This window comes from Bosea sp. ANAM02, from assembly GCF_011764485.1.
In the GTDB taxonomy this organism is placed as follows: domain Bacteria; phylum Pseudomonadota; class Alphaproteobacteria; order Rhizobiales; family Beijerinckiaceae; genus Allobosea.
The window spans coordinates 55,150-76,835 of sequence record NZ_AP022849.1; the positions used below are offsets into that span (position 1 = coordinate 55,150).

Consider the following 21,686-nt stretch of genomic DNA (forward strand, 5'->3'; position numbering starts at 1 on the left):
TCGAAAAAGACGCCGGCCCCTAGGGGGCCGGCGTTTCTGTTTCCGCTTCTAATCACAGGGTCGGGCGGGAACTCTGTGGTCCAAGAGCCTCTTCCGCGATGCGCAGGATTTGCTCGATCCGGAAATCGTGGGACTTGCACCCTGGCGTTAGCCGCACACTCTGCACAAGGGCTTCCAAACCGGTCTCCTCGTCGGTCAGGACAAGGTCGGTCGCTCCGTTGCCCTCTCGGCACTCGATCGGGCCCCGAAGCACCCGAACCTCGTCGCGGTCGAGTTGACGGCGGATGATGTGCATCGGCTCAGCATAGCCTCCCCGATACTCGGCCGCGGGCACCATCGACCGGGCGACAGCCGCAAGCGCCTCGGTGAGGTCGCGTTCGGTCAGCGTGTCACGCCCTTTGGCCAAGGCGGCCGCAACAGCGCTGGAGCGCGAGTGCCCGTATAGCGAGGCGTCGACGACATAGACGTCCGTCAGGTCGCCGATCGAGATCTCGACGGGCAGGCTGCGATCATGCCGATCGATGGGGTGCTCCCGACGGCTCATCGGATCTGCAGAGGCGTAGATGAAGCCCTCATAAGCGATCTTGTCGACCTTGATGCGCGGGCGATCGCCAAGTCGCAGAAGACGGGTTCCGCCCCGGAGAGCATAATCACCTTCCGGCCCCTTGGGATCGTCCAGAAGGTGATGAAGCCGATGATCCCTGACCCAGGCGTAAAGCTTCGGGAAGTCGGGCGGCGCCGGGGTTGCGGTGACGGGCAACAGGTTCGAAAGCCCAGCGTCGGGGCCTCCGAGCTCAGCGGAGGGGAGCTGGATGAGCTGGGCGATGATCCGGTCCACCACCGCTTCAACCCTGGCCACGATCTCGATGAGAGCCAGAGCCGTCGGTTCAGCGCCCTCCGGGTCGTATTCCCTCCCGAGATCATTGGTGTGAAGCAGGATCCCGCGATAGCGGGGGAGATGGCTTGCCTCGTACCGGAGATAGGTTTTTCGCGCGCCATTGAGCTTGGCGTTGGTCTTGAAGCCTTCGATGAAAGCCTTGGCATCAGCCTTCCAGTTGCGGCCGACATAGATCGCCGCGGTCGGGCCGCTATTGTCGGAATAGGTGACGAGCTCGATCCCAGGAGGGATCACGATCTCGCTGAGGCCGGCAGCGACCGCTTTGCCGTCGCGATCGGTGTCATGCATGCCGAAAGTGAAGGCGAAAGGCCCTTCAGGAAGATCGCCGCTGATCCGCTGAACCTGGCGATGGAGGTTCCGACCAGAGCCGCGGATCGCCAGTTCCACGTTGAAGCCGGGTGCGTCCCATCCGACACGGGCGAATTCCTGAACGAGCCGAGCGCCAGCATGGGCCAGCGGATGGCGCTTTCCTTCATTCGGCCAGACGAACTCCGGCTGCGCCAAGGGGAAGTCATCACGATCGATCGAAAGCGCCAAGGCCAGCCTCCTCTGTTGGAGGAACTGTGCGCCGGTTCGATGCATGTCGGAAGCGGCTGGGCCTGCTCCCCCACGGGAAATGCAGGCTGGAAAGCCTCAGGCGCTCGCCAGGGCCGCTTTGCCGAACAGCTCCTGGGTCAGGAGCCGCAGCTTCCGGCGGCCTTCGTAGACCGTCTCCAGGCCCCATGCCGGGTTCTCCGCGGCGACGCCACTTTCGACGAGGTGGCTCAGCCAGGGCTCGTGGAGGACTTTCAAGCTGACGGCACGGGTCTCGGTGATGTGGCCTTCCTCGCAGACGTATTCCGTCGCCTCGAAGGAATCTTCGAGATCGGGATCATCCACCAGGACCAACCAGTACTCCTTCCCGTCTTCCATCCGAAAGAAACGGACACGCCGGCGGCACTCTCCGTCGTTGCTCTCTACCCGGCACTCGATCTCGCAACCCGCCTTCGAGCGGCGGATCATCGAGATCTCGGGGTCGCAGATAGCCTTGTTGAGGGCGTGGCAGGCGAGCGCTGGATCGGAATAGGCAAGCTCGGGCTTCTTGGGGCGCTCGACGATACAGAGGCCGTTCTCCGCGTCCATGGACACGACAGCGATGAGATCTCCGTCCGGGCGGACCACCGAAAAGGGGTTCGCCTCCATGAGGTCAATGAACTCGCGCTGCGAAAACATGGGCAACTCCGTACTCAGGCCCACGAATCCATCGAAACGGCCGCCAGGGAAGACTGCCTTAACGACTTGTTAACAGATTTGACTCGTTAACCAGTTTTTGTCGAGTCAAGTTCTCTGCTTCCCTACCTGAGCAGAGTCGACGATCGGTAAACTCGTCTCGATCGACATGTATCGGATTGGCTCCGGCTTGCCTCGTTCCACGATCCCGCACGCTTATGATTGCGACGGTCGCCTCGACCGGCCGTGAATAGCGCCTTTGCCTGGGCCTAGATACACCCGTCTGGTCGCCGTCGTCTTGTTTTGCTGGTCCGGCGCCGAGCTGTTGTGACTTTCCCCTCGCGCCTGTCTATTGGTGCCGTCGCACCGAATTCGCAGAGCTATCGCCGGGGATCACTATGGCAGTTGCCGCAAAAGCCTATCTCCTGGGTTCAATTTCGACCGCGGAGCTGCTCGCCGCCCTGTCTGATTTCGAGACGATCGACGCCAACAGCATCTCCGCCGCCGAGCGATGGGTTACCTTCGCTGACCAGGCCGGCGCCCAGCGCAAGCTGTTCGTGTCTCAGACCGATGAGCCGAGCCTCGTTCCCGGCGCCCTGACCTATGTCAGCATCGGGGTCACGGATCCCGGCCCGGCTTTGATCCAGCGACTGGCGGAATGCTTCGGCGGCTTCGTGAACCTGAATGACGGGCAGGGCGACGAGTGGACTGGCGTGCAGGCGAGCCGCGCTTTGGAGAGAGCAGAGCCCGAACAGATGTTGATCGTCGAGCTCGCGGCCGTGGTCGGACAGGAGGCGATCGAGAAGATCATCCCGGATCTCTTCGACCCGGAAAAGGTCGGGCGCCTCGAGGAGGCTTTCGCGCGCTATCGTGAGCGGCGCCAGGCATTGGAGCCTTCTTCCCCGTCGATCTAGGAGTTGGGAGCGGTCGCTTCGGCGCGGTTGCCCCGGCGCCCGATCCTGCTGTCGACGAAGAGGATGAAAAGACCGCGGGGCGAAAGCAACGGAACGCCGTCTCGCCTCAGCACGTCCTCCATGAAGAGCCTGACCTGCGCTCCCGAGATTGGCTTCTGAGGGTCCAGGAAGCGTTCGCTCGCCTCTTCGATGATGCCGTTCCAGTGCCGCTTCGGGACGATACGCCGGCTGTTCAGGACGGCGTTCGATGCCTGCTCGCCGATCAGGCGGGCAAGCATTCCCTCGCGGCTTTCGACCGTGTCCTGCGTCGCCATACCGCCAGCGTCCTATCGTAGCCGAGCTTGTAGCCGTTCTGGCAGCGACCAGTTAACGGATCATAGCCCAGGCGCGAAGCGTCGAGGAGCACCAGGCGGCGCCGCGCGAGGTGGAGGTGCCGGAGAGGCGGCGGGCGTCTTCAGGAAATCAGGCAGGGCATCGTCGAACAGAGGCGGCTGCTGAGCGAGATCGAACCCGGGTGCCCCGTCTGGCTCCCCGAAGGTCGTATCATCGGAGAGCTGAGCCTGTACAGGGGCTGGCGCAGGGCGTGGCCCGCCATGTGGTGGTCGTCCCATCGGCGGGGCAGCCGGCGGCAGGCGCGGCGCGCCGAGACGCAATTCTCCCGGCCCCGAGGTCCTGACCTCCATCGCGACTTGAGGCGGATCGAGCGAGACGACCGTGGTCGCATTCCCGGTCGCGACTTCCGCTTCCTCGGGTCGCTGGTCGGCGCTGTAGCCGCCTTCGTCGATATCGGTGACCGCCGCATGAGGCTCGACGGAGGATGCATCAGCCTCCGCGGCAGGAAGGTCGTCGTCCGTCAGCTCCTCTTGGATCTCGTCTCTTGCCACGGTGTCATCATCGAGGTCCGTGATCAGATCCGGTTCCGACGGAGCCTCCGCCTCGACGTCCGCGGCAACCGTAGGCGTGATATCGTCGAACGACGGCTCCTCGGGGACGACGTCCGCGGGAGGGTTAGTCCCCACAGCCTGCGCATAGCTGACGATCGCGGCCTGTTCGCCGTCGAACGGCGGATCCGGGAAAGTGGCCGGCTCATGCGAAGCCGCTGCGGTTTCGACACCGGTGGGTGCCGCTGCATCGCCGGGGAAGTGTTCGGCCTCATTGAATCCGGTGCACTCGATGCGCCAGATTGCGAAATAGAGATGGCGCTTCCAGGCCACGCGGCCGAACCGACGGGCATATTTGGCAAGGCCTGTACGGTCATTGGCTTTGACCGCGTCCCTCGCCTCCTGGACGATCTCCCGGGCCATTCCGAGATGGTTCTTGGCAATCGGCACGCCGAAATAGTCGAGACGGTCGTCACCGAGGTCGACGATCTGCTCCGCCGTGGGCGTCTCGATGACGCGTGGGGGCGAGGGAGAGAGAGGCGGGAGGATCGTAGCCGGGGCCGCGGTAGCTGCCGGAGCCGTTGCAGGCGCCGCGGGCGGAGCCACGACGGGAGGCGTGGCCAGCGTCATCGCGGATCCCCGCGGCGCGATCTCATCGAGCGTCACGAGCGGATGGCCGGCCACGCGGTCGGCGACGGCCTGGAAGAGCGCGTCGACGAGATCGGGTCCGCCAATCTTGGAAAGGATCGATCGGGTCTCGCCTTCGAACCTGTCAGCCATCTCCTGCAGCCGCGCGATCTCCGCCTGGATCGCGAGCATGCGACCCACGCGGACTTCGGCGTCGGCAAAAATCTGGGAAGGCAGGTCCTGAAGCGACATATCGGTCCTCAGCGGAGGGCAGCCAGGAAGGCGTCCATGTCTGGCGGCAAGCCGACGGATGAGAACAGCTTCCCGTCAGGCGTCGTGTAGGCAAGGAAGGGCGTCGAGCGGATCATGTAGCGGGCGGCAAAGCCGTTATTGATCCGAATATACTCGCCAGCGCGCTCGCTCTCGGGGCTGCCCACAGCCGGGCCCGGCTGAACCGGGACGTTGTCGATGCTCCCCTCGCCCGCGAGCCAGGCCTTGGCCGGCTCGGCGCGCCCGAGGATCGACCGCGTCAGAGGCTCGGAGTTGCGCAGGCCGGCGATCATGATGACACGCACCTGGATCTTGCCGTCGAACACCAGCGGCTTCAACTTCGCCCAGGCCTGGTGACAGAACGGGCACTGCGGATCGGCGAGCATCCATATGGCAGGCCTGTCCTTGACGCCCACGGTGAAGAAAACGGTCGTCTTCATCGCCTCCATGAAGGCAGCGACGTCCTGGCCTGGATAGCGGTACTGGTCGGAGGCGCTCGCAGGCTTCGAGGAGATTTGGTGGACGTAGGGGACCGGTGTGGGAACACCGGCTGGCACGGGGGTGTCGGCCGGACCATCGGTACGAAGACCGGCGCCTACCTGGACGGGCGCTGCCGCCTCGGGAGCAGCCTTGGTCTCGATCGTGGAGCTCGCGGGGTTGGCCTTCTGAGTCAGCGACTTTGCGACCTCCGGCGAAACCGGCTCGGCGCGCGGCAGCATGCGGCCTGGCTCGACGGGCGACGACAGACCGTTCTGGCGAGCTTGCTCCTCTTCGAGGAAGCGCTGCTGGAGGCGGCCGACCTGAACGCCGGTCATCATCATGCCACCGCGCTTCACGAGCACGCCGGCCACCGCATGCTTGCGGTCGGGGGTGACGTACATGGCCTGGATCTTCCCGGGCGCACCGCCTTCGGCCGGAGCCTCGACGAGATAGCCCTGAACACCGCCGTCGGTCCCTTCGAACGGCGTGATCTTCATGCCGAGCGATTTCATCCAGTCGATGAAATCGCCCTTGGGATCGGCCTTCGGATCGCTCTCCGGGACGGAGGGCAGGAGGCCGGCGTCGATACCGGGCATCTGCTTCGCCGCCTCGCCGAAGCGCTTCAGCATGGCCGCGATCTGGTCGTTGGTGACATTGTGCCCGCCCGCCTGGAACAGGAGGCCGGCGATCAGATGCTCGCCGTCGGGCGCGACGTAGAAGGCGTTGAAGCGACCGTTGGCCGCCTCACCCAGATAGGTGCGCAGACCGGCGGTCTCACCGAGCGAGGTGATCTTCACGCCCTCGGAGATGACATAGCGGATGACAGCAGGAAGCTCGCCGCCGCGGCCGGCGAGAGGGTTGCTCGGCTCGACGGTGGGATTGGGAAGAGCGATCGCCGAAGAACCGCCGGAGATGACCGGGCCAATGTTCTTGGGCGCTTCGGACGGAGCGGGCTGGGCAACGGCGCCCGAGCACGCGATGAGGATCGCGGCGGATGCGCCGAGAAGGTCTTTCTTAATTGCCCGCATGGAGCCGACTCTCCGATCATTCAGATACCTGATGATCTAAAGGCCGGTTCTTGCGTGGGTCAACGATCCGCGACTCAATCCTAGTGGATTAGGCGCGCCGTCTTTGCGGCGGGGGCGGCGGAGCCTTCCCCTTTGAAGGATTGTTCGGCTTCGCAGGAGCATCTTTCCGGTCGGGGAAGATCGCGTGATCGCAATTATCCGAAGCGCCGCGTGTCCAGTTGTTGCAGGCCAGGAAGGCCTTTCCCTTGTTGGGCCCGTCCTTGGTGATTGTCCGTCGCATCATTTTGCCCTTGCCGCACTTCGGGCAGGGCTGCCCTTCGCCGGCGATCGGGCGGCCCTTGATCTTCTGTTCCGAGGTCCAGGCGAAATGCTTGCAGGCGTCGTCCTTGGTGAAATCCGCGGCGCTGCAGCGGATGTAACTGCGCCCTTTGTTGGGGCCATCCTTTTGAACGATACCGCTCTGGAGCTGTCCCTTCCCGCAATCGGGGCAGGGCTTACCATCGTCCGGGCTTGAGGGCTTCTCGACGTCGGTCCACGAGAAATTCCGGCAACCGCCCTCGGTCTTGAAGTCGATCGCCGAGCAGGAAATGAACGGCCGGCCTGCATTCGGGCCCTTCTTGGTGGAGACACGCGAAGTCATCGTGCCTTTTCCACACTCGGTGCAGGTCTTTCCCTCATCGGGATGCTTCGGGGCTTCCTTGAGACCCTCCGGCCGGCCTCGGTATTTGCACTGAGCGTTTGGGTCGTCCTTGACGAAGTTGTCGCAGCGCAGGAATCGCTTGCCCTTGAAGGCGTCATCGAAGGGCCAGGTGCGGGTGCGCAGCGTTCCCTTCTGGCATTCGGGACAGGTGTCGCCATGTCCGGGCAGTGGCTTCACGCCAAGCGCAGCGACGTTGACCGGTTGGGTCTTCGCCTCGTCAATCAGGATACGGATCGCCCGCTCCTGCTCGGCCATGAACCGATCGAGGGTGAATTCCCCGTCCTTAATCTTCTCCAGGTAAGTTTCCCAGAAGGCCGTCATGTCTGGGCTGGAAACCTTCTTGGGCAGAAGGTCGATCAAGGCGCGACCGAGCGTTGTCGAAATGATGATCGACTTCTTGCCCTTCGGCTTGCGCACGATGTGGCCGACGTCGATGAGCTTCGTCACGATCGCCTTTCGGGTGGCGGGCGTGCCGATGCCTGAGCTCTCCTTCAGCTGCTGCTTGATCTGCGCATTCGAGACAAAGCGATGGATCGCCATCATGGCGTCGATCAGGCTCGCGTCGTCGAAATGCGCCGGCGGCTTCGTGCGCTTGGGCCCGAGCTCCATCGCCTTCACATCCACCGGGTCGCCCTTGGCCATGGCCGGCAAGGTGCCCTCGTCCTCTTCCTTGTCGTCCTCTTCGTCGAGTTCGGCGCCGAAGACCTTCTTCCAACCGACGTCGACGACGCGCTTGCCATTGGCCTTGAAGCGGTCCGCTCGCTCACCCGTCGGGACCGAGACCGTCGCAGCCGTCGATTCATAGCGATAGTCTGGATAGAACTGAGCGATGAAGGTCTTCGCAATGAGCATGAAGACGCGTTTCTCGTCGCCCGACAGCGAGGCGATCTTCGAGGCGGTCGCCTCCATCGTCGGCACGATGCCATAGTGGTCCGTGACCTTGGCGTCGTTCCAGACCGGGGAGCGACGCTTCAAGTCGGCTTGGGCAGCGAGTTCACCGAGACCATCGACCTTGGTCAAATTGGCGATGATCTGCGGCGCCTCCTCCGCCAGGAGCGAAGTAGGCAGGTGCTCGGACTCCGTTCGCGGGTAGGAGGCGAGCTTCATGTCGTAGAGCTTCTGAGCGGCCGCGTCCGTGGCCTCCAGCTGCATGCCGAAGCGACGGAAGCAGGCCTTCTGCAGCGTGCCCAGGGAGAACGCCAATGGCGGCGAGGTGTTCTTCGGCGTCTTCTGGAGATCGGATAGCGTTCCGGTCTTCCCAGCTACTCGATCGATCACGGCCTGGGCGACCGCCTTGTCGAGGAGCTGCCCGTCGGCGTTTTGGCCCGGTGTATCCTCGGGCATGATCCAGCTCGCCTTGAACGAGCCGTTCTCGTGATGGAAGATCACTGCCGGGATGAAGTGGTCGACTGGCTTGAAATTCTCGATCTCGCGGTCCCGATCGACGACGAGCTTCAATGTCGGGGTCTGGACGCGCCCGACGCGCACCTCGACGCCGTCCACGCCAGCCTGGCGCACAACAATGGCGAAAGCCCGGGTGGCGTTCAGCCCGTGAACCCAGTCAGCCCGCTGCCGCGCTATCGCAGCGTGTGAGAGGTTGCGCTTCTCGGCGTTGGGGAAAGCCTCGCGTACTGCCTTTTGAATGGCGGTATCCGTCATCGACTGGATCCAGACCCGTTTCACCGAGCCACCGAACGGATCGATGCCGTACTTCATCAGGATCTCGTCGATGATCAGCTGCCCCTCGCGTTCGGCGTCGCCGACGTGGACGATCTCGTCAGGCTTCTCCCGGAGGCATTGGCTGATGGCCTTGATCTCGCCGGACATGTCCTGCCGGGCAGACATTTTCCATTCGGTTGGCACGAACGGAAGGGTATCGAGTCGCCAGCTCTTGAGGATCGGATCGTATTCCTCTGGCTTTGCGTTCTCGAAAGCGTGGCCGCGCGTCCAGGTGACGGTGTCCTGCCCGACCTTGATAAGCCCCTGCCCGTTGCTCTGGCTCGCTCCCGTGATCGCGGAGACCGCCTTGGCGATCTCTCGTCCCAGGGACGGCTTCTCGGCGATGTAAAGCCTGCGGACCACTCATGAGCTCCGAATTGGGTGCGCAAGTTTCAGCGCAATTCTTGAGCAAATCAAGGATTGATGCGTTACTCCTACTGTGCGAGCCGACGGAGGCTTCAATCCTGAACCCGAGATGCTCTTGCCGAACACCGTGAACCATCCTTTCGATCTCACCCCAGGCGTCGCCAGGCCGACTGGCCGGGGTGCGCTCGCTCTGGCTTTTCGCGCGAAGACACGCTCGGTTCTGCCGAGAAGCCGCGGCGCGTCGTGGCCGGGACCGGGAATGATTGGGCTGGTGTCATCGGAGGCTGACAAGCGCGAGCTCGTCAGCCGCGGCGCTTACATCGATTCCTACAAGCGGCTTTCGATTCCCCGATCGGAGGCTGCCAAGGACGAGTGGCAGCCATTCGTTCCGCTGATCGCGCGCAAAGTGTTCACCCCGCTGATGGCCGAGATGATCCCGGAGAGCGCGTTCGGAGCATCGCTCACCAATTTGCTGACGGAGGCGGCGTGGAAGGAGATACGGCAACACGCCTATCGCGCCGCCGGTCATGTCTGCCAGTGTTGCGGCGAGAGCTCCGGGCCGCTGGAATGCCATGAGGTTTGGAGCTTCGATGACGAGCCCGGGGCGGACGGATGGTGCCGGCAGACGCTTCGTCATCTCCTCTCCCTGTGCCACGAATGTCACGAGCTTTTCCATCCGGGGCTTGCCAGTGTGCGCCGGCGATCCGATGCAGTGATCGAGCGCATCAAGGCGGTCAACGAGTGGACACCCAACGAGCAAGCTATCGCCGCGCAGCATAACAATCGGCTCTTTTTCGAACGGAGCCGTAAGCGTTGGGCGCTGGATCTGAGTATCCTTGAGGCGGATGACCCGCTGCCGTTGAAGTCGAACTGGAGCTTAAACGGACGGTCCGGCGTCCTGGCTGCGCAGACCCGGACTGGTTTGTCCCGGACCCGTATTACCGGCCTCCGCCACGGGGTCACCTTGGCGAACGGCGAAACGATCTTCGAGCAGGCGCCCCCGGCGATGGGCAGGTCCTAGAGCTTGGGACCAGGGGACTCTTGCGCCTGATGGTCGTAGCTCTGGTCGAAGCTCAAGAAGGCTGGGTCGACCCTGTCGGTCAGCCAGACGCCGTTGTCTGCCTGCCAGAACTGATGGCCTGCGGCCCACATCTCGGACGCGGCGACGGTGAGAACCACCGGGCGGCCGTGACGTCCGCCGACCTTGAGGGCAGTCGGAATGTCCATCGAGAGATGAACCTGCTGGCGGCCTCGCGGCTCCAGGCCGGTCGCGAAGATCGAGTCGAGGGATGCGGCCGCGGTCCCGTGGAAGAGCACTTGAGGCGGCTCCTTCGGCACGAGCCCGAGCTCGACCTTGATCGAGTGGCCCTGCGCGGCCCGGACAAAACGCCCGTCCTCGGAGATCGTGAAGCGCTTCTTGTCGCTTGTCGCGACGACTTCGTCGAGCATCGCGCGGTCGAAGCGCTTGCCAGCCTTCTTCGACTTGGCAAGCAGATCGTCGATGCGCACCCAGCCGGCGTGGTCGAGCTTGATCCCGATCTCTTCAGGAGCATGCCTGAGAACAAAGCTCAGGAATTTGCTTACTTCGCGGACGCTCATCGCGGGTTCCAATCCGGGTTCCGCAATCCAATTCTGGCCGCCCAGACAGGCGTAGACATGGTCCCGTCTAGCATGCCGGTGAGCTCAAGGGGACGGCGCGGGCGCCGCGGCGGGTTCGGGCTCTTCCATCAGCGCCTTGGCCACATGCTGGCGATAGCTTCCCGAGAAATGGAAAGCGTGCCCGGCCTTGAGGAAGGCAGCCACGACCGCCGGCGTATTCGGCAGCGCGACCCGCGCGGCGCGGTCCTTGCTCCCGGCGAACGGACCCGTCACGGCCACGATCTCGTCGGTCAGGAAGGCCTTCAGCGTCTTCGGCCGCGCGGTGAACGAAACCACCAGGTGTGGACGGTCCACATAGATTGCCGCCCGATCATCCGGAGCGTCCGCATCGGTCGTCAGCTCTCCGCCGGCCCGCAGCACAGCGAGCGCGCCTTTCAACGACGTCGTGCGGCCCTCCAGGGCATGGATGGCGTCCTGCTTGTTCTTGGGGATCAGCATGGCGCGATGGCCGACGCCGTTCGTGTCAGTCCAGAGGACTGAAGAGCCCCATTTCTGATTGCGGGCGGCGATGACGGCTCGAACCAGGTTTCCATCCAGAACCTTGCGGCGCTCCGGGACATGGCCTGAGGGGGCCTTGTCGAAGCGCGCCAGGGCAACCGGGTTCGGCGGCCCGCGCCAGGGCTGCACGAGGATGCCGGCCTCGGAGTGAACGCCGGCTGCGGAGATGACGCGCGGTCGTTCGTCCCCCGGAATTGCGTAGCGGATCGTCCACTGTCCGGGGTGAGCCACCTGGTCCTTGTCGTCCGGCGGCCGCACTTCCAGGACAAGCCCGGTCTCCAGACCTTCCTCGCCCGGGATCTGGATGGAGCAGCCGGGGCGCCACGATGCGATCAGCCCCTGCAGATGGTTGAGCTTCGCATCCTGGTTCTGGACGGCATTCCCCTTCGGATCCTTGAGAGCTTGCTCGACATTGAGATAACGCTTGGACAGCGCGGCGAACCGCAGCTTCGGACGCAGCTTCTCGATTGCCTTCTTATGGTCCGGAAAGCGCTCGTTCGCTGCCTTGGGGGTCTTCTCCTCGGCTTCGTCGATCATGCGCAGGATCTCGTCCGCCTTGAGCGGCTTCGCCTCACGCATGCGTTCGATGGTCGTAACCGTGACCGGCCGGCCGAACACCTCGCCATCGCGCGGATCGCCCGGCTCGAAGATCTCGCGAGCGATCACCTTCCACTCGCCGTCGAGCTCGCGGGCACCCCGCGGGTTGCGGCCGCGCGCTGCGAGATCCTGGGTCATCGCAATATGGGCGGCGACAACTTCGTCATAGAGGCGGTCCTGTTCCTGCGACGGCAGCAGGATCAAGCGGGAGAGGAACTTGTTGATGTGATAGAGCTCGGTCGCGGCCTTTTCCGGGTCAGGCAGCTTCATCGCGATGAACATGCGCTCGGCGAGGCCTGGCCTGTCCTCGAGGAGGCGCTTGCACACTTCGTTGCCCACCTGGTCGATGATGTCGGGCACGTCCATGGACGTCGCGTTTTCAGCGCTGCCCGTCACATTCGCCGACATCTGCGCCATCTTGTTGTTCTGAAGAGCGAGATTCCGGGTCTCCATGGGAAGCCCGGTCGAGAGCGTTTCGAACGTTGGGGTCGAGACCTGCCCGCGGCGGTTCACGCGTCCGAAGAACTGCATCCGCTCGACGACGTTTGAAGCGATCTGAAGCTCGATCATCTTTCGCCGCCGGCGATCGCGGACCTTTTCCGAGGCGTGCAGCGACAAGCCCGTCGACGCGGCCCTGGTGATGACGAGGGCGTCCGAGCGTCCCGAGTTGAAGCCGGCGACCTGGGCGACGCGATCCTGCTTGGGCAGCTGGACATATTCTGAGCCTATCACCCGAACCGAGCGCGCTGAGATCTCCTCCGCCTTCCAACCGGTTCCCAGTCGCTCGCCTTCGCGCTCGATCGCTGCGCGAATATCGTCGATTGGCGAGAGCGAGAGATCGGGAAACGCCGCGATCATCTCCCGAACCTTCTCGCCTGCGGCGATCATGTCCGGGTCCTCGATCTGGACGAGCTCCGGATCCTTGTTCGGAACTTTCATGCGCAAGGTCAGAGTCCGATCAAGGAACAGTCGCAGCGCGTCCTTGAAGTCCGGCGGCCGGCTCTCGACGGGGATCTCCTCGTCACCGGCTTCGAAGGCGACATCATCAGCCGTCTCATCGGCCCGGGTGTCCGATGCGAGCTCGCGCATGAGGCTCTCCATCGTGGACTCGACCACCACGACGGGTTTCTCCCCTCGGTTAAGCGCGGCGATGCACCGTTCGATATCGAGCTCGACCTTGAGCGCCGTCAGGAACTGGCGAACGATCGCGGCCAGGCCGGACCCGAAGTTGGCGGCATACCAGAACTCCTTCCGACGCCGGCGGGCGTTCTCGTCCTCATCTTTTCCGCCGTTGCGGTCCTCCGCCATGTTCGTCGCTTGGCGTCCGAGCCGCGCGATCTCGCTCAGAATGGGTGAAAGCGCGTCGGCGTACGCCCTGTTGCGCTCGGTGCGCTTTGTGTCCTCGATGACCTCGATCTTGATGTCGGAGAGGTCGTGTTCGCGACGCAGGTACGCGCCGTCCTCTGCCAGCATCTGGGACAGCGCTTCAGAAATGGCCTGACCGCCTGCCGACAGCACCGACATGAGATCGGAGGAGCGCATCGAGGCTGGGAACAGCCGGCGATAGGCTGCCAGATTGCGCGGGTTCTTGGCGAAGGTGGCCGAGGAAAACGTAACGGAATCCGCCTCGTCCATGGCGGCGCCCAGGTTCTCCGAAGTGTTGGAGTCGCCGACGGCATTGTGGCTCTCATCGCAAACCATGCGCGAGCCCCGCGCGACGCGCCGCAGGAAGTCGGCCTTGATCGATCCGGCCCGGTTGAACTGGGAATAGGTCGCCATCACCAGCCTGGTGCCGGCCGGTAGCTCGCCCGCCTTGATGGCCTTCTGGACGACAGCAGGATCCCAGGCGGGGTGAAGCACCTTGCGATCCTCGCCGCCGCCCTCGCTGATTTCGGCCTCGTTATTGAGGATGAAGGGACGCCCGAACAGATCGAACGAGCCGATATCGATGATGTCCCGGAAGAGATCGGAGAACAGGTTCTCCTTCTCGGTGATGAAGATAGCTACCGAGCCGGCATAGACGATCGCGCGCAGCACGGCGGCCACGACTCGGCCTTTGCCGAGACCAGTGGCATCCGCGATTACAAGTCCCTGCCCTCGATCCATCGCATCGAGCGCCATGGCAACGGCGTCGATCTGTTCCGGAGAGAGCGCTTTGGATAGCTCCGCGATCGACCAACCGCACCGGCGGGACACGAAGCTGTCGACCGGCCCGTTGCGATCCTCGATTTGCGCGAGCGCTCGCCCCGTCGCCGCAGCAAGATTGGTCGGGATCGTTGCGATCGGCTTGCCCAGCTTCGAGGCCGGTTCGTATTTGATCTGGAAACGATTGACCTTGGCTGTGCCTCCGACGGGCGCCAACCTCGCGATGTCGAGTGGCGACTTGCCGGCGAAGCGCTTCCTCGTCTCCTCGAACGGGAGCTTGACGGTTCGGAATTCCGGGAACGCTGAACGGATCTCACCCAGCTTGAATTGACCGCCCGGGCGAAGCCACGCCGGCGGGTCGCCATCGACCTTTCGGAAGCCAATCGCTCCAAGCGCGTGGGCCGCCTTCTGATCAATACCATGGCCTTCGATGACTACTGCGCGATGATGCGGCTCTTTCGAGCTGTCGAATTGAGCAACGAAGATGCGGGCATCCTCCACACCTGGATCGAGCCACTCCGTCGAAGCCATTCTCACCACCTTGTTCGCCCTAACGAAAAAGGGGCGGGCTGATGCCCGCCCCTTCCAGTCTCGATTGTCGCGTCGATCAGAACGCCGGCGCCGGGGCGCCCGCCTCCTGGGTCGCGGGATCCGGGGTCTGCTCGGCCTGGTCGGCCTGGGCAGCAGCGCGGCGCGCGGCGCGACGGTTCTCGGCGTTGTCCTTGAACACCTTCGCGATGTCCTCGGGGGTGTTGGCCGTGATCAGCTCGTGGCGGCCGAGGCGCGGCTGGGAGCCGCTCAGCGAACGCACGCCGGTGCCGTACCACTTGCCGACGTCGTCGCCGTCGATCTTGCGCTGCATCGGAAGGTTCGACTGCACCCAGCCGTACTCGGTGCCCTCGTCCAGATCGATGCGGAAGCGCTCGGAGTCGTCGAGCTTGCGCTTCTGGTCGTCCGTCAGGGCGACCGCGTTGTTGTTGGCCTGCTTCGCCGCGATCTTGCCGGACAGGGTCGAGTTGACACCGTAGCCGATACGGGTCTGAGGAACGACCTCCCAGATCTGCTCGGCGTTGCCCTTCAGGGCCTCCTCCAGGAGGTCCTTGGTGTTGCGCTCGTCGGTCAGGAGACGCTCGGCGAACGCCTCGGGGGTCTCGTAGTCCTCGGTCGTCTTGTCCCAGCGACGAATACCCTCGGCCGAGAAGGCCACGACCGTGCCGTCTTCGCCGCGTTCGAGGCCACGGATATAGACCGAGACATCGACACCGCCGGCGCCGCCGATCTCGACCGCATTGCGGATGGCCTCGACGAAGGAGTCGCGATCGTTGAACAGCTTGCTCTCGGCCGGATGGCAGATCACGGCCGCCTGGACCATTTTCGGCTCCTTCCCGTCGCGCTTCAGCTCGCGCTCGGGACGAACGCTCATCGGGAGGTTCAGGTAGATGTACATCGTCTCGGGATTGAACGTGCCGAGCTTGCCGAACGGGCGATCGACATACTCCGCCTCGATCATGGTGCCGCGGATCTTGCAGCGATCGAACGCGACGTACTGACCTTCCTTCAGCGCCTCGTTGTTGTTCTTGCCCTTGGCGATCTCGTAGACGCCGTGCTTGATGTTGGCTTCCTGCTTGCCGGGCTTGTCGGCCGAGACCTTGACCTGCACGACGGTGGTCGGCATGCCGTTCTCGTCGTAGTTGGCGACGAGGTCGTCGACGGAGTTGACCAGGAGGCCGGTCAGCACGTCCTTGTCGGGGGTGCGGCCAGCCTTGTTGGCGAGCTCGGCGCCCTGGAAGAGGACGAGGACGTTCGGATAACCGTTGCCGGCGCCGCGGCCACCGGACTTGGACTGCTTGAGTGCAGCGAGCGACATGAATCTCTCCTAACGAACCCCTGGCGTTTTCGAATGGCTCAGGGTTGCAGATGGTTGGGTTCGCCAGCCGCCCTTCAGCGGCTAGAGCAAGGATCGAGTCGATCAATCCTTGCATGGAGAGAGGTTCCGGTGGATCGATGAAAGTCACCAGAGGTCGGTCAAGCGATTTTTCGCGTTGGAAAGGATTATCCCAGCCCGCGGGGTGCTCCGGGCACCAAAACGCAAGGAATAACAACGATCATTCCTGCGGATCTTTAAGGATTATTTTTTGTGGTGCTCGTGGATTTCGAGTTACATGCTCGGGCCGAGGTGCATCTCGGGATCATCCATGGCGTCCACCAACTCTGCCGCTTCCGGTGAGAGCGGCACGCGTGAGGGGAATGCCTTGGCCATTCCGCTGACGTAGCCCCCGAGCGTCGCTTTGATCACCGGTTTCTGCTCGAAAATCTTCGCGGCAAGCCGATGGAAGCCATCCTCGATCTGGAATTCGCCCTCTGCGGTTGTGACCTCGATGTCGATCGGCCAATCATTGGGGTGAACCACGAAGTAGGCGATCCGCTGCGCATCCCAACCTGAGGGCTTGCGATCGCGGAGACCCATCGGGACGAACTCTGCTGCCAGATTGCCAGACTCAATGCACCGCGCGACTTCTTCGCGTGTGACCTGGCCCCTGCCCCAGATATCGTCCTCGAATGGATTGTTGAGATGAGCGATCTCGTCGGTGGCAATCGAGAAGGTTGGGTGGCCGGTCTCGAACCCGGGGGTCAGCCCGAGCTCGTCCCAGAAGCGCACGGGCGTGAGCATGTCATCGATGTCGTGGCTGAAGACCTCGCGGACTTTCGCCTTGAAGGAGAGCCAGCTCTCCGCGCCGACGCTTCGGCCGTGCCCCACGAGCCGGCGCGGCTCTTCGGGTGAGTAGACCTCGAAGCTCATCCTGCCATAGCGCGCGACGGTCAAGCCGCCCTGGTGGACCCAAACGGTCGCCTGATCGCTTTCCGAGGCGATGCTAGGGTCGTTCGACAACTGCTTTTCCCGAGGCTGGTGTTCCAGACTTTGATACGGGGCTGCGATGCAAGCCGCCAGCGGGTTTGCCCAGCTCGTCCCGGCCAAATTTTCCGCCCTAAGCTGTAGAATTGGAGACGCAGCCGCTTGAACCGAATTCGCCGCCAGCGCATTCTGTGTCGAGGGAGCTGGAGAACGTGTTCTGACGCCGAATGCAGGACGACCGACAGAGATGTCGCCGCATCGAAATCCGAACACAGGCCTTCGAACCCTTCGAACGAAGGGGCGGTCATGACGATCCAATCACCGGAGCTCGTGCGGCACGCAATCGAGCTCGCGACGGACGTCTTCGTGAACCAGGATTTCCGGCCGTTCCGTGCCGCTTTCGTCGTTCAGCTCGGTGAGAATTACGCCGTGCTTCCCCTGCTCGACAGCGTCGATCCCGATACGATGCGCAACGCGGCACAGGAGTTCATCTCCGACCACTCAGGGAGCAGTTATGTGATTGCCCTGAGTTCGCCGGCCGAGGGGAAGGCACAGCGCCTGCATCTGACCTATGTCGATGACAAGGGCGACCAGCTGCATCTCGAAGCACCGGTGATCGACCAGGGTGAACGAGGGCTGGGCGCGCTTGAGACGGTCGATGCACCTTGCGACGAGATTGGCTATCTCCTGACCCCGACTCCGCAGGTTCGGCCGCTCTAGGCCGCGGCCTTCCGGGCAACCGCCTCGCGGAGCAGCTCCCTAACCACAGCGCGGACGCTGTCAGGCGTATTGTCTCGCTCGAACTTCTGCTCGATCTCTTCGAGCATGATGCCGCCATCGGCGCTCGCCGAGGTGTCGACGGCGTCCTCTGCCTGCAGGAGCGTGACGAAAGCCGAGGAGATGTTCTCGTCGCGCGGGCTTGGCTTCGTCGGGTCGACGAGGCGCCCGGTTAGATCGAAGACATCGCTCTCATGCGGGAGCTCGACCGGCTCGAAGCGAGAATTCCGGTCAAGTGTCCAGGCGCAGGGGACGTGATCGATGACGTCGATACTGAGGCGGTTGATGTTGCCCGGGTTGAGCCAGGTCGTGCCGCCGGCGAGGACATGCTTCTTGCGGGTGTGCACATGGCCGTTGACCACGAGCTTGCAGCCCTCGATCGGGAAAGGATTGACCGCACCCGGATAGGTCTCCTCAAAGGCAATATCGTGATGCGTGACCCATAGGACCGCATTCACGCCGCTGAAGGCGCCGGTGACGTCAGTTGGGATCTCCTGGCCGTAGGGGGTCATGCCGAGGCCGAGCTTGACGCCGCCGAGGTCGAAAACGCAGACCGGACCGGAAGCCGCCACCGCATCCAGGGTGTCGTTGACAGCGAGGAAGGCCAGGCTATCGCCGTCGGAGAGCCTGCTGTTGGCGATGTCGTGGTTCCCGACATTCGCGATCGGCGGGATCTTGAGCGCTTTCAGAATACGGGAGACGCGGGTTTTCAGCGCCTCGTCCTTCTCGAACGGGTCATCGAAGAGGTCGCCGAGCAGGATCATCGCGAGCCCGCGCTGATTTGCGACCTCCACGCAGTGTTCAAGCTTGCGCAGGACCGGGTCGGGCCAGGTCGGATCCTTCCGGCGCCCGGGGCGCGCGGAGGTGATGTGCGGATCGCCGACGAACATCAGGCCTTCGACCTGAACCGGGTCCTGGTAAAGCAAATGGCCCGCTACGATCACGCTGCAACTCCATGGATGTGATGGAGCAGCGCTTCCGCGGTGACCTCGCAGCCGCAGGTCGGGCACCGATTGCCGAGGGTGGCAGAGAGCGCTTCCATCTGCCGGCGGATATCCGCCTCCTCCGAAGCGATCGCAGCGTCCTGTTGTTCGGCATCGATCAACCGCTGACGCGCCGCATCGATGGTCTGGGCGGTGCGGTCGTGGGTCGGCTCCTGCGTTAAATCGGGCAGCGCAGGAAGCTCCGCCAAGGCAGCATCGCAGGCCTCGATCAATGACAGCTCGTCGAGTAGTCCAGCAATCTTGCGCGCCAACTGCATCTGCCGTTCGATCGGTTCGAAGACCGGTTGCTCCGGGATGTGACCGAGCACGTCGGCTTCGCGTGTGGCCTTTGCGATGATCCCGGACGTGCGGTCGATGATTGTTGAGAGGCGGTCGAGTTCGGTTGCTCGCGCCTCGCGGGCAGTGATCCCGTCCAGATCTTCTGGTCCCGGCAGCCCCTTCAAGGCCACCCCGGTGGCCTCCAGGCGGGTTTGAGCGCTGCGGAGGCGGGTGAGCCTGCCCACAACGTCCTCGACCGCGCTGAGCCTTCTCTCGCCGTCCGCGATCTCCGTCGCCAGTCCGCGCAGGATCTCGATATCGGCTTTGATCGCGCCCAGAGCCTCCAGAGCTTTCAGGACATCGAGCACCCGCCCAAGCTCGCGCTCGCCGTCGCGCACCACCTGCTGATCGCGCTGGTTACGCTCCTTGTGTACCGCCAGCATGAGGCGGGCGTAATCGGATTCCTGGCCGATCGACAGGACGCTGGCCCGCCGCGACGGGGACTCACCCAGCAGGAAGACAGGCGTCTTCTGATGGGAGATCTGGACATCGAGGTTCTCGATGCGCTGGACCGGGAAGATCCTGGAGAGCCAACCCGGCGCCTCGCGTCCGCCGGTCTCGTGATGGATGCCGGCCTCCTCGACGACCGAGCCATCCTCTTCGAGAAGCGTCCAGAGATTGACCGGGTTGCGCCGCGGCTGTCGGCTGAAGCGAAGCGTGCGCCGCGCGGCCAGCCCGATCTCGATGGTGGCGAGCTGGCTATCGTGCCTAACCAGGCTGTCGCTTGCCTCGCCCATGAACACAGCCCGCAAAGCCCGAATGAAAACAGACTTCCCGAGGTTGTTGTTTCCGTTGATGAAGTTGACACCAGGGCAAAGATGAAGCGTGGCGTCGGCGTATGCCTGGACGTTGATCAGGCGGATCCAGCGAATGCCTGGCTGATCGTCGTCCCAGTGCGGGTGAGCCTCCTCGCAATGGACGGCGGACTCGCCTTTCGGAACGCCAACGATGCGTGAGATGCGGGCGCCAGTCGGGTCGAATTTCTGGAGATCGTGGTGTGACACCGCCAGGCATTGCAGCCCGAGGCGGGTCGCAGCATCCTGGAGAACGCGGAAGAAGCTCGGCACCCGTTCAGGGGCCACCCAGCAATCGGGCTCGTCCAGCGCGACGAAGCGGGCAAGGCCAGACTTCATCACGGCAATCAGGCGAAGGCCCATGACAACGACGTTGGTGAGCGCGCCGCCCTGGTCGTTGAGGACGTCTTCGAGCTTTCCGGAAGGGTGCCTCGAGGAGATATCGAGCGCCGGCATGCCGCGTTCGGTCGAAAGCGTAAGAGCAATCGGCTTCTCATCCGGAAGAACTTCGGTCACCAGGGCCGAAAGAAGCGTCTCGAACGATCCGATCCGCCGGCGGCCGGCCTCGGACTGGATCTCGTCGATGAACTGTTCGACTTCGCGCTTGATCAGCAAGCGCCCCTTCGCTGCGCCGACATCGCGCGTCAGCTCATCCCGGCGCTGTGCAAGGGTTTCCTGTCGCCCCTCAAGGCGGGCATGGCGTTCGCTGGCGCGGGCAAGCCGGGTCGCCCGGTCGGACGTCATGCGGGCTGATTTTCCAAGGCGGCGAGATTGGTCTCCGCCGCGACGATCGCCTCACCGAAGCTCTGGAGCTTGAGCGCATTGTCGGCCCGAATGTCATCGGCCATCTTCACCAGCGTGGCTACGTCAGCTGTGCCGAATTGTTCGATGGCGGATTTCTCGGCCTCGGCAAGTTCGCTCTCGGCCCGCTCCTTATCCGCCTGGTTTCGGATGGCGCGGGTGCGCAGGGCATCGTGACGCTTCTTCAGGTCGTCGAGCTGGCGAACTGCTTCGCTGCGTTGCGTGGTCATTTGGAATCGTCCTCGATCTACCGGACCACAATGGCGCTCGCCGGCCGACAGTCGCAAGAACGAGGCTCATCGAAACGGGGGATGAGCACTGGTAGCTGCGTTGTCGCTTTCAGCGATGGACCTCACGATTGATGCATCGAATCGTGATCAAGGCGTCTCCCCATGAAGAACAGCAGGTTCATCGTTTTCAATGCGGACTGCGGCTGGATCCAGGGTGATATCGCCGCCGCGCGACCTGAAGATGCGGTCACACGCATGGAGGCTCAGCTTTCGGAGCCGACCGAGAACGCCGAGTGGCAGGTCTTCATCGCTCCCGCCGCGTTGCCGTTCTCCTATTCCGCCGTCGACGTCGAGCTGGTCCAGCTCCTCCGCGAGTCGACCCCGGTCGCAACCATCCCCAACTCGCTTCTGACCGAGCGTTCCTACGCGCTCGCGAGCTGATTCCCCGGCTGCGCCATGACCATGACGCTCGCGGAGTGGCGCACCGCAATTCGACCGATCGCGGACGATATCGCGGCTGAACTGCTCGACGCCGCCGAATGTGGGCCCTTCGATGGAGGATGTCTCGCCTTCGCGCGTGCCCTCCAGGATGTCATCGGTGGCGACCTTGTCGTCCTGACGCGCGCGAACGGCCTGGCCGATCACGCAGCTGTACACCAAGGCGACCGGTTCTGGGATTACGCCGGGCCGAGGGCCCGCTTGCTGTTCATCCGCCGTTTTGCGTCCGCCGAGATGCTGGGGAATTGGCGCGGCGTCGATATCCGCCCTCACCGGGAAGGTGACCTCCTCGATGCACCGGATGATCCCGAGCTTGTCGAGAGGTTGGCGGCGCTGCTGAGAGGCGCTCTCGCGGGGCATTTCCCCGTTCAGACCCTTTCCCTTCGGTCGTAGGAACGCATCGCCCTCGTCGCAGTTGA

18 protein-coding genes are annotated in these 21,686 nt (G+C 63.6%); 5 read left to right on the forward strand and 13 right to left on the reverse strand.

Features of this window, described 5'->3' with window-relative positions; all coding sequences use genetic code 11:
- Positions 1–52: 52 nt before the first annotated feature.
- Positions 53–1,435: a hypothetical protein gene (locus OCUBac02_RS23900; RefSeq protein ID WP_173049947.1), complete on the reverse strand. Its 1,383-nt coding sequence runs from the start codon at positions 1,433–1,435 to the stop codon at positions 53–55.
- 96 nt (positions 1,436–1,531) lie between these two features.
- Positions 1,532–2,110 carry a hypothetical protein gene (locus tag OCUBac02_RS23905; protein ID WP_173049949.1) on the reverse strand — a complete coding sequence of 193 codons (579 nt, stop codon included), beginning with the start codon at positions 2,108–2,110 and terminating at the stop codon, positions 1,532–1,534.
- A 395-nt stretch (positions 2,111–2,505) separates the two neighbouring features.
- On the opposite strand from OCUBac02_RS23905, the gene OCUBac02_RS23910 reads away from it, so the two are divergent.
- Positions 2,506–3,021, forward strand: coding sequence for a hypothetical protein (locus OCUBac02_RS23910; protein ID WP_173049951.1), 516 nt, complete (start codon positions 2,506–2,508; stop codon positions 3,019–3,021).
- On the opposite strand, the gene OCUBac02_RS23915 is transcribed toward OCUBac02_RS23910, so the two are convergent.
- The 4 genes from OCUBac02_RS23915 to OCUBac02_RS23930 all read right to left on the reverse strand — a co-directional run bounded on the left by OCUBac02_RS23915 (position 3,018) and on the right by OCUBac02_RS23930 (position 9,089).
- Positions 3,018–3,335 carry a hypothetical protein gene (locus OCUBac02_RS23915; RefSeq protein WP_173049953.1) on the reverse strand — a complete coding sequence of 106 codons (318 nt, stop codon included), beginning with the start codon at positions 3,333–3,335 and terminating at the stop codon, positions 3,018–3,020. The two genes, OCUBac02_RS23910 and OCUBac02_RS23915, sit on opposite strands and share 4 nt — an antisense overlap.
- 60 nt (positions 3,336–3,395) lie before the next feature.
- Positions 3,396–4,781 carry a hypothetical protein gene (locus tag OCUBac02_RS23920; RefSeq protein ID WP_173049955.1) on the reverse strand — a complete coding sequence of 462 codons (1,386 nt, stop codon included), beginning with the start codon at positions 4,779–4,781 and terminating at the stop codon, positions 3,396–3,398.
- Between the two features lie 8 nt (positions 4,782–4,789).
- On the reverse strand, positions 4,790–6,307 hold the full coding sequence (locus tag OCUBac02_RS23925) for a thioredoxin fold domain-containing protein (RefSeq protein WP_173049957.1): 1,518 nt from the start codon (positions 6,305–6,307) through the stop codon (positions 4,790–4,792).
- 88 nt (positions 6,308–6,395) lie between these two features.
- A complete protein-coding gene (locus OCUBac02_RS23930) occupies positions 6,396–9,089 on the reverse strand; it encodes a DNA topoisomerase 3 (RefSeq protein ID WP_173049959.1) in 2,694 nt (897 codons plus the stop codon).
- 118 nt (positions 9,090–9,207) lie between these two features.
- On the opposite strand from OCUBac02_RS23930, the gene OCUBac02_RS23935 reads away from it, so the two are divergent.
- A complete protein-coding gene (locus OCUBac02_RS23935) occupies positions 9,208–10,113 on the forward strand; it encodes a hypothetical protein (protein WP_173049960.1) in 906 nt (301 codons plus the stop codon).
- On the opposite strand, the gene OCUBac02_RS23940 is transcribed toward OCUBac02_RS23935, so the two are convergent.
- From OCUBac02_RS23940 to OCUBac02_RS23955, 4 genes are all read right to left on the reverse strand, one after another.
- The gene (locus tag OCUBac02_RS23940; RefSeq protein WP_173049962.1) at positions 10,110–10,691 is read right to left on the reverse strand and encodes an RNA 2'-phosphotransferase; all 582 of its coding nucleotides are present in this window, start codon (positions 10,689–10,691) and stop codon (positions 10,110–10,112) included. The genes OCUBac02_RS23935 and OCUBac02_RS23940 overlap by 4 nt on opposite strands.
- 84 nt (positions 10,692–10,775) lie before the next feature.
- The gene (locus OCUBac02_RS23945) at positions 10,776–14,522 is read right to left on the reverse strand and encodes a strawberry notch C-terminal domain-containing protein (RefSeq protein WP_173049964.1); all 3,747 of its coding nucleotides are present in this window, start codon (positions 14,520–14,522) and stop codon (positions 10,776–10,778) included.
- A gap of 76 nt (positions 14,523–14,598) precedes the next feature.
- Positions 14,599–15,858 carry a hypothetical protein gene (locus OCUBac02_RS23950; protein ID WP_173049966.1) on the reverse strand — a complete coding sequence of 420 codons (1,260 nt, stop codon included), beginning with the start codon at positions 15,856–15,858 and terminating at the stop codon, positions 14,599–14,601.
- A gap of 291 nt (positions 15,859–16,149) precedes the next feature.
- Positions 16,150–16,881, reverse strand: coding sequence for a hypothetical protein (locus OCUBac02_RS23955; protein ID WP_173049968.1), 732 nt, complete (start codon positions 16,879–16,881; stop codon positions 16,150–16,152).
- A 270-nt stretch (positions 16,882–17,151) separates the two neighbouring features.
- Here OCUBac02_RS23955 and OCUBac02_RS23960 point away from each other — a divergent pair, with 270 nt between their 5' ends.
- On the forward strand, positions 17,152–17,565 hold the full coding sequence (locus tag OCUBac02_RS23960; protein WP_173049970.1) for a hypothetical protein: 414 nt from the start codon (positions 17,152–17,154) through the stop codon (positions 17,563–17,565).
- Here OCUBac02_RS23960 and OCUBac02_RS23965 read toward each other — a convergent pair.
- The 3 genes from OCUBac02_RS23965 to OCUBac02_RS23975 are packed head-to-tail and all read right to left on the reverse strand — an operon-like array spanning position 17,562 to position 20,826.
- Positions 17,562–18,566, reverse strand: a complete 1,005-nt coding sequence (locus OCUBac02_RS23965; protein ID WP_173049972.1) for a metallophosphoesterase — start codon at positions 18,564–18,566, stop codon at positions 17,562–17,564. The genes OCUBac02_RS23960 and OCUBac02_RS23965 overlap by 4 nt on opposite strands.
- Positions 18,563–20,482 (reverse strand): AAA family ATPase, encoded by a 1,920-nt coding sequence (locus OCUBac02_RS23970; protein ID WP_173049974.1) that lies wholly within the window; start codon positions 20,480–20,482, stop codon positions 18,563–18,565. The genes OCUBac02_RS23965 and OCUBac02_RS23970 overlap by 4 nt, the downstream gene beginning before the upstream one ends.
- Positions 20,479–20,826, reverse strand: coding sequence for a hypothetical protein (locus OCUBac02_RS23975; protein ID WP_173049976.1), 348 nt, complete (start codon positions 20,824–20,826; stop codon positions 20,479–20,481). Before OCUBac02_RS23975 ends, OCUBac02_RS23970 begins: the two co-directional genes overlap by 4 nt.
- 105 nt (positions 20,827–20,931) lie before the next feature.
- On the opposite strand from OCUBac02_RS23975, the gene OCUBac02_RS23980 reads away from it, so the two are divergent.
- Together OCUBac02_RS23980 and OCUBac02_RS23985 are read left to right on the forward strand one after the other, a co-directional pair.
- Positions 20,932–21,210: a hypothetical protein gene (locus tag OCUBac02_RS23980; RefSeq protein WP_173049978.1), complete on the forward strand. Its 279-nt coding sequence runs from the start codon at positions 20,932–20,934 to the stop codon at positions 21,208–21,210.
- Positions 21,211–21,225: 15 nt separating this feature from the next.
- Complete coding sequence (locus OCUBac02_RS23985) at positions 21,226–21,660, forward strand: hypothetical protein (RefSeq protein ID WP_173049980.1); 435 nt, start codon at positions 21,226–21,228, stop codon at positions 21,658–21,660.
- Positions 21,661–21,686 lie beyond the last annotated feature (26 nt).

What these genes read in the sequence shown, in the direction of transcription:
- OCUBac02_RS23905 (WP_173049949.1), bottom strand. Translation starts at nt 2,110, where the DNA reads ATGTTTTCGCAGCGCGAGTTCATTGACCTCATGGAGGCGAACCCCTTT.
- OCUBac02_RS23910 (WP_173049951.1), top strand. Translation starts at nt 2,506, where the DNA reads ATGGCAGTTGCCGCAAAAGCCTATCTCCTGGGTTCAATTTCGACCGCG.
- OCUBac02_RS23915 (WP_173049953.1), bottom strand. Translation starts at nt 3,335, where the DNA reads ATGGCGACGCAGGACACGGTCGAAAGCCGCGAGGGAATGCTTGCCCGC.
- OCUBac02_RS23920 (WP_173049955.1), bottom strand. Translation starts at nt 4,781, where the DNA reads ATGTCGCTTCAGGACCTGCCTTCCCAGATTTTTGCCGACGCCGAAGTC.
- OCUBac02_RS23925 (WP_173049957.1), bottom strand. Translation starts at nt 6,307, where the DNA reads ATGCGGGCAATTAAGAAAGACCTTCTCGGCGCATCCGCCGCGATCCTC.
- OCUBac02_RS23940 (WP_173049962.1), bottom strand. Translation starts at nt 10,691, where the DNA reads ATGAGCGTCCGCGAAGTAAGCAAATTCCTGAGCTTTGTTCTCAGGCAT.
- OCUBac02_RS23945 (WP_173049964.1), bottom strand. Translation starts at nt 14,522, where the DNA reads ATGGCTTCGACGGAGTGGCTCGATCCAGGTGTGGAGGATGCCCGCATC.
- OCUBac02_RS23950 (WP_173049966.1), bottom strand. Translation starts at nt 15,858, where the DNA reads ATGTCGCTCGCTGCACTCAAGCAGTCCAAGTCCGGTGGCCGCGGCGCC.
- OCUBac02_RS23960 (WP_173049970.1), top strand. Translation starts at nt 17,152, where the DNA reads ATGACGATCCAATCACCGGAGCTCGTGCGGCACGCAATCGAGCTCGCG.
- OCUBac02_RS23970 (WP_173049974.1), bottom strand. Translation starts at nt 20,482, where the DNA reads ATGACGTCCGACCGGGCGACCCGGCTTGCCCGCGCCAGCGAACGCCAT.
- OCUBac02_RS23980 (WP_173049978.1), top strand. Translation starts at nt 20,932, where the DNA reads ATGAAGAACAGCAGGTTCATCGTTTTCAATGCGGACTGCGGCTGGATC.
- OCUBac02_RS23985 (WP_173049980.1), top strand. Translation starts at nt 21,226, where the DNA reads ATGACCATGACGCTCGCGGAGTGGCGCACCGCAATTCGACCGATCGCG.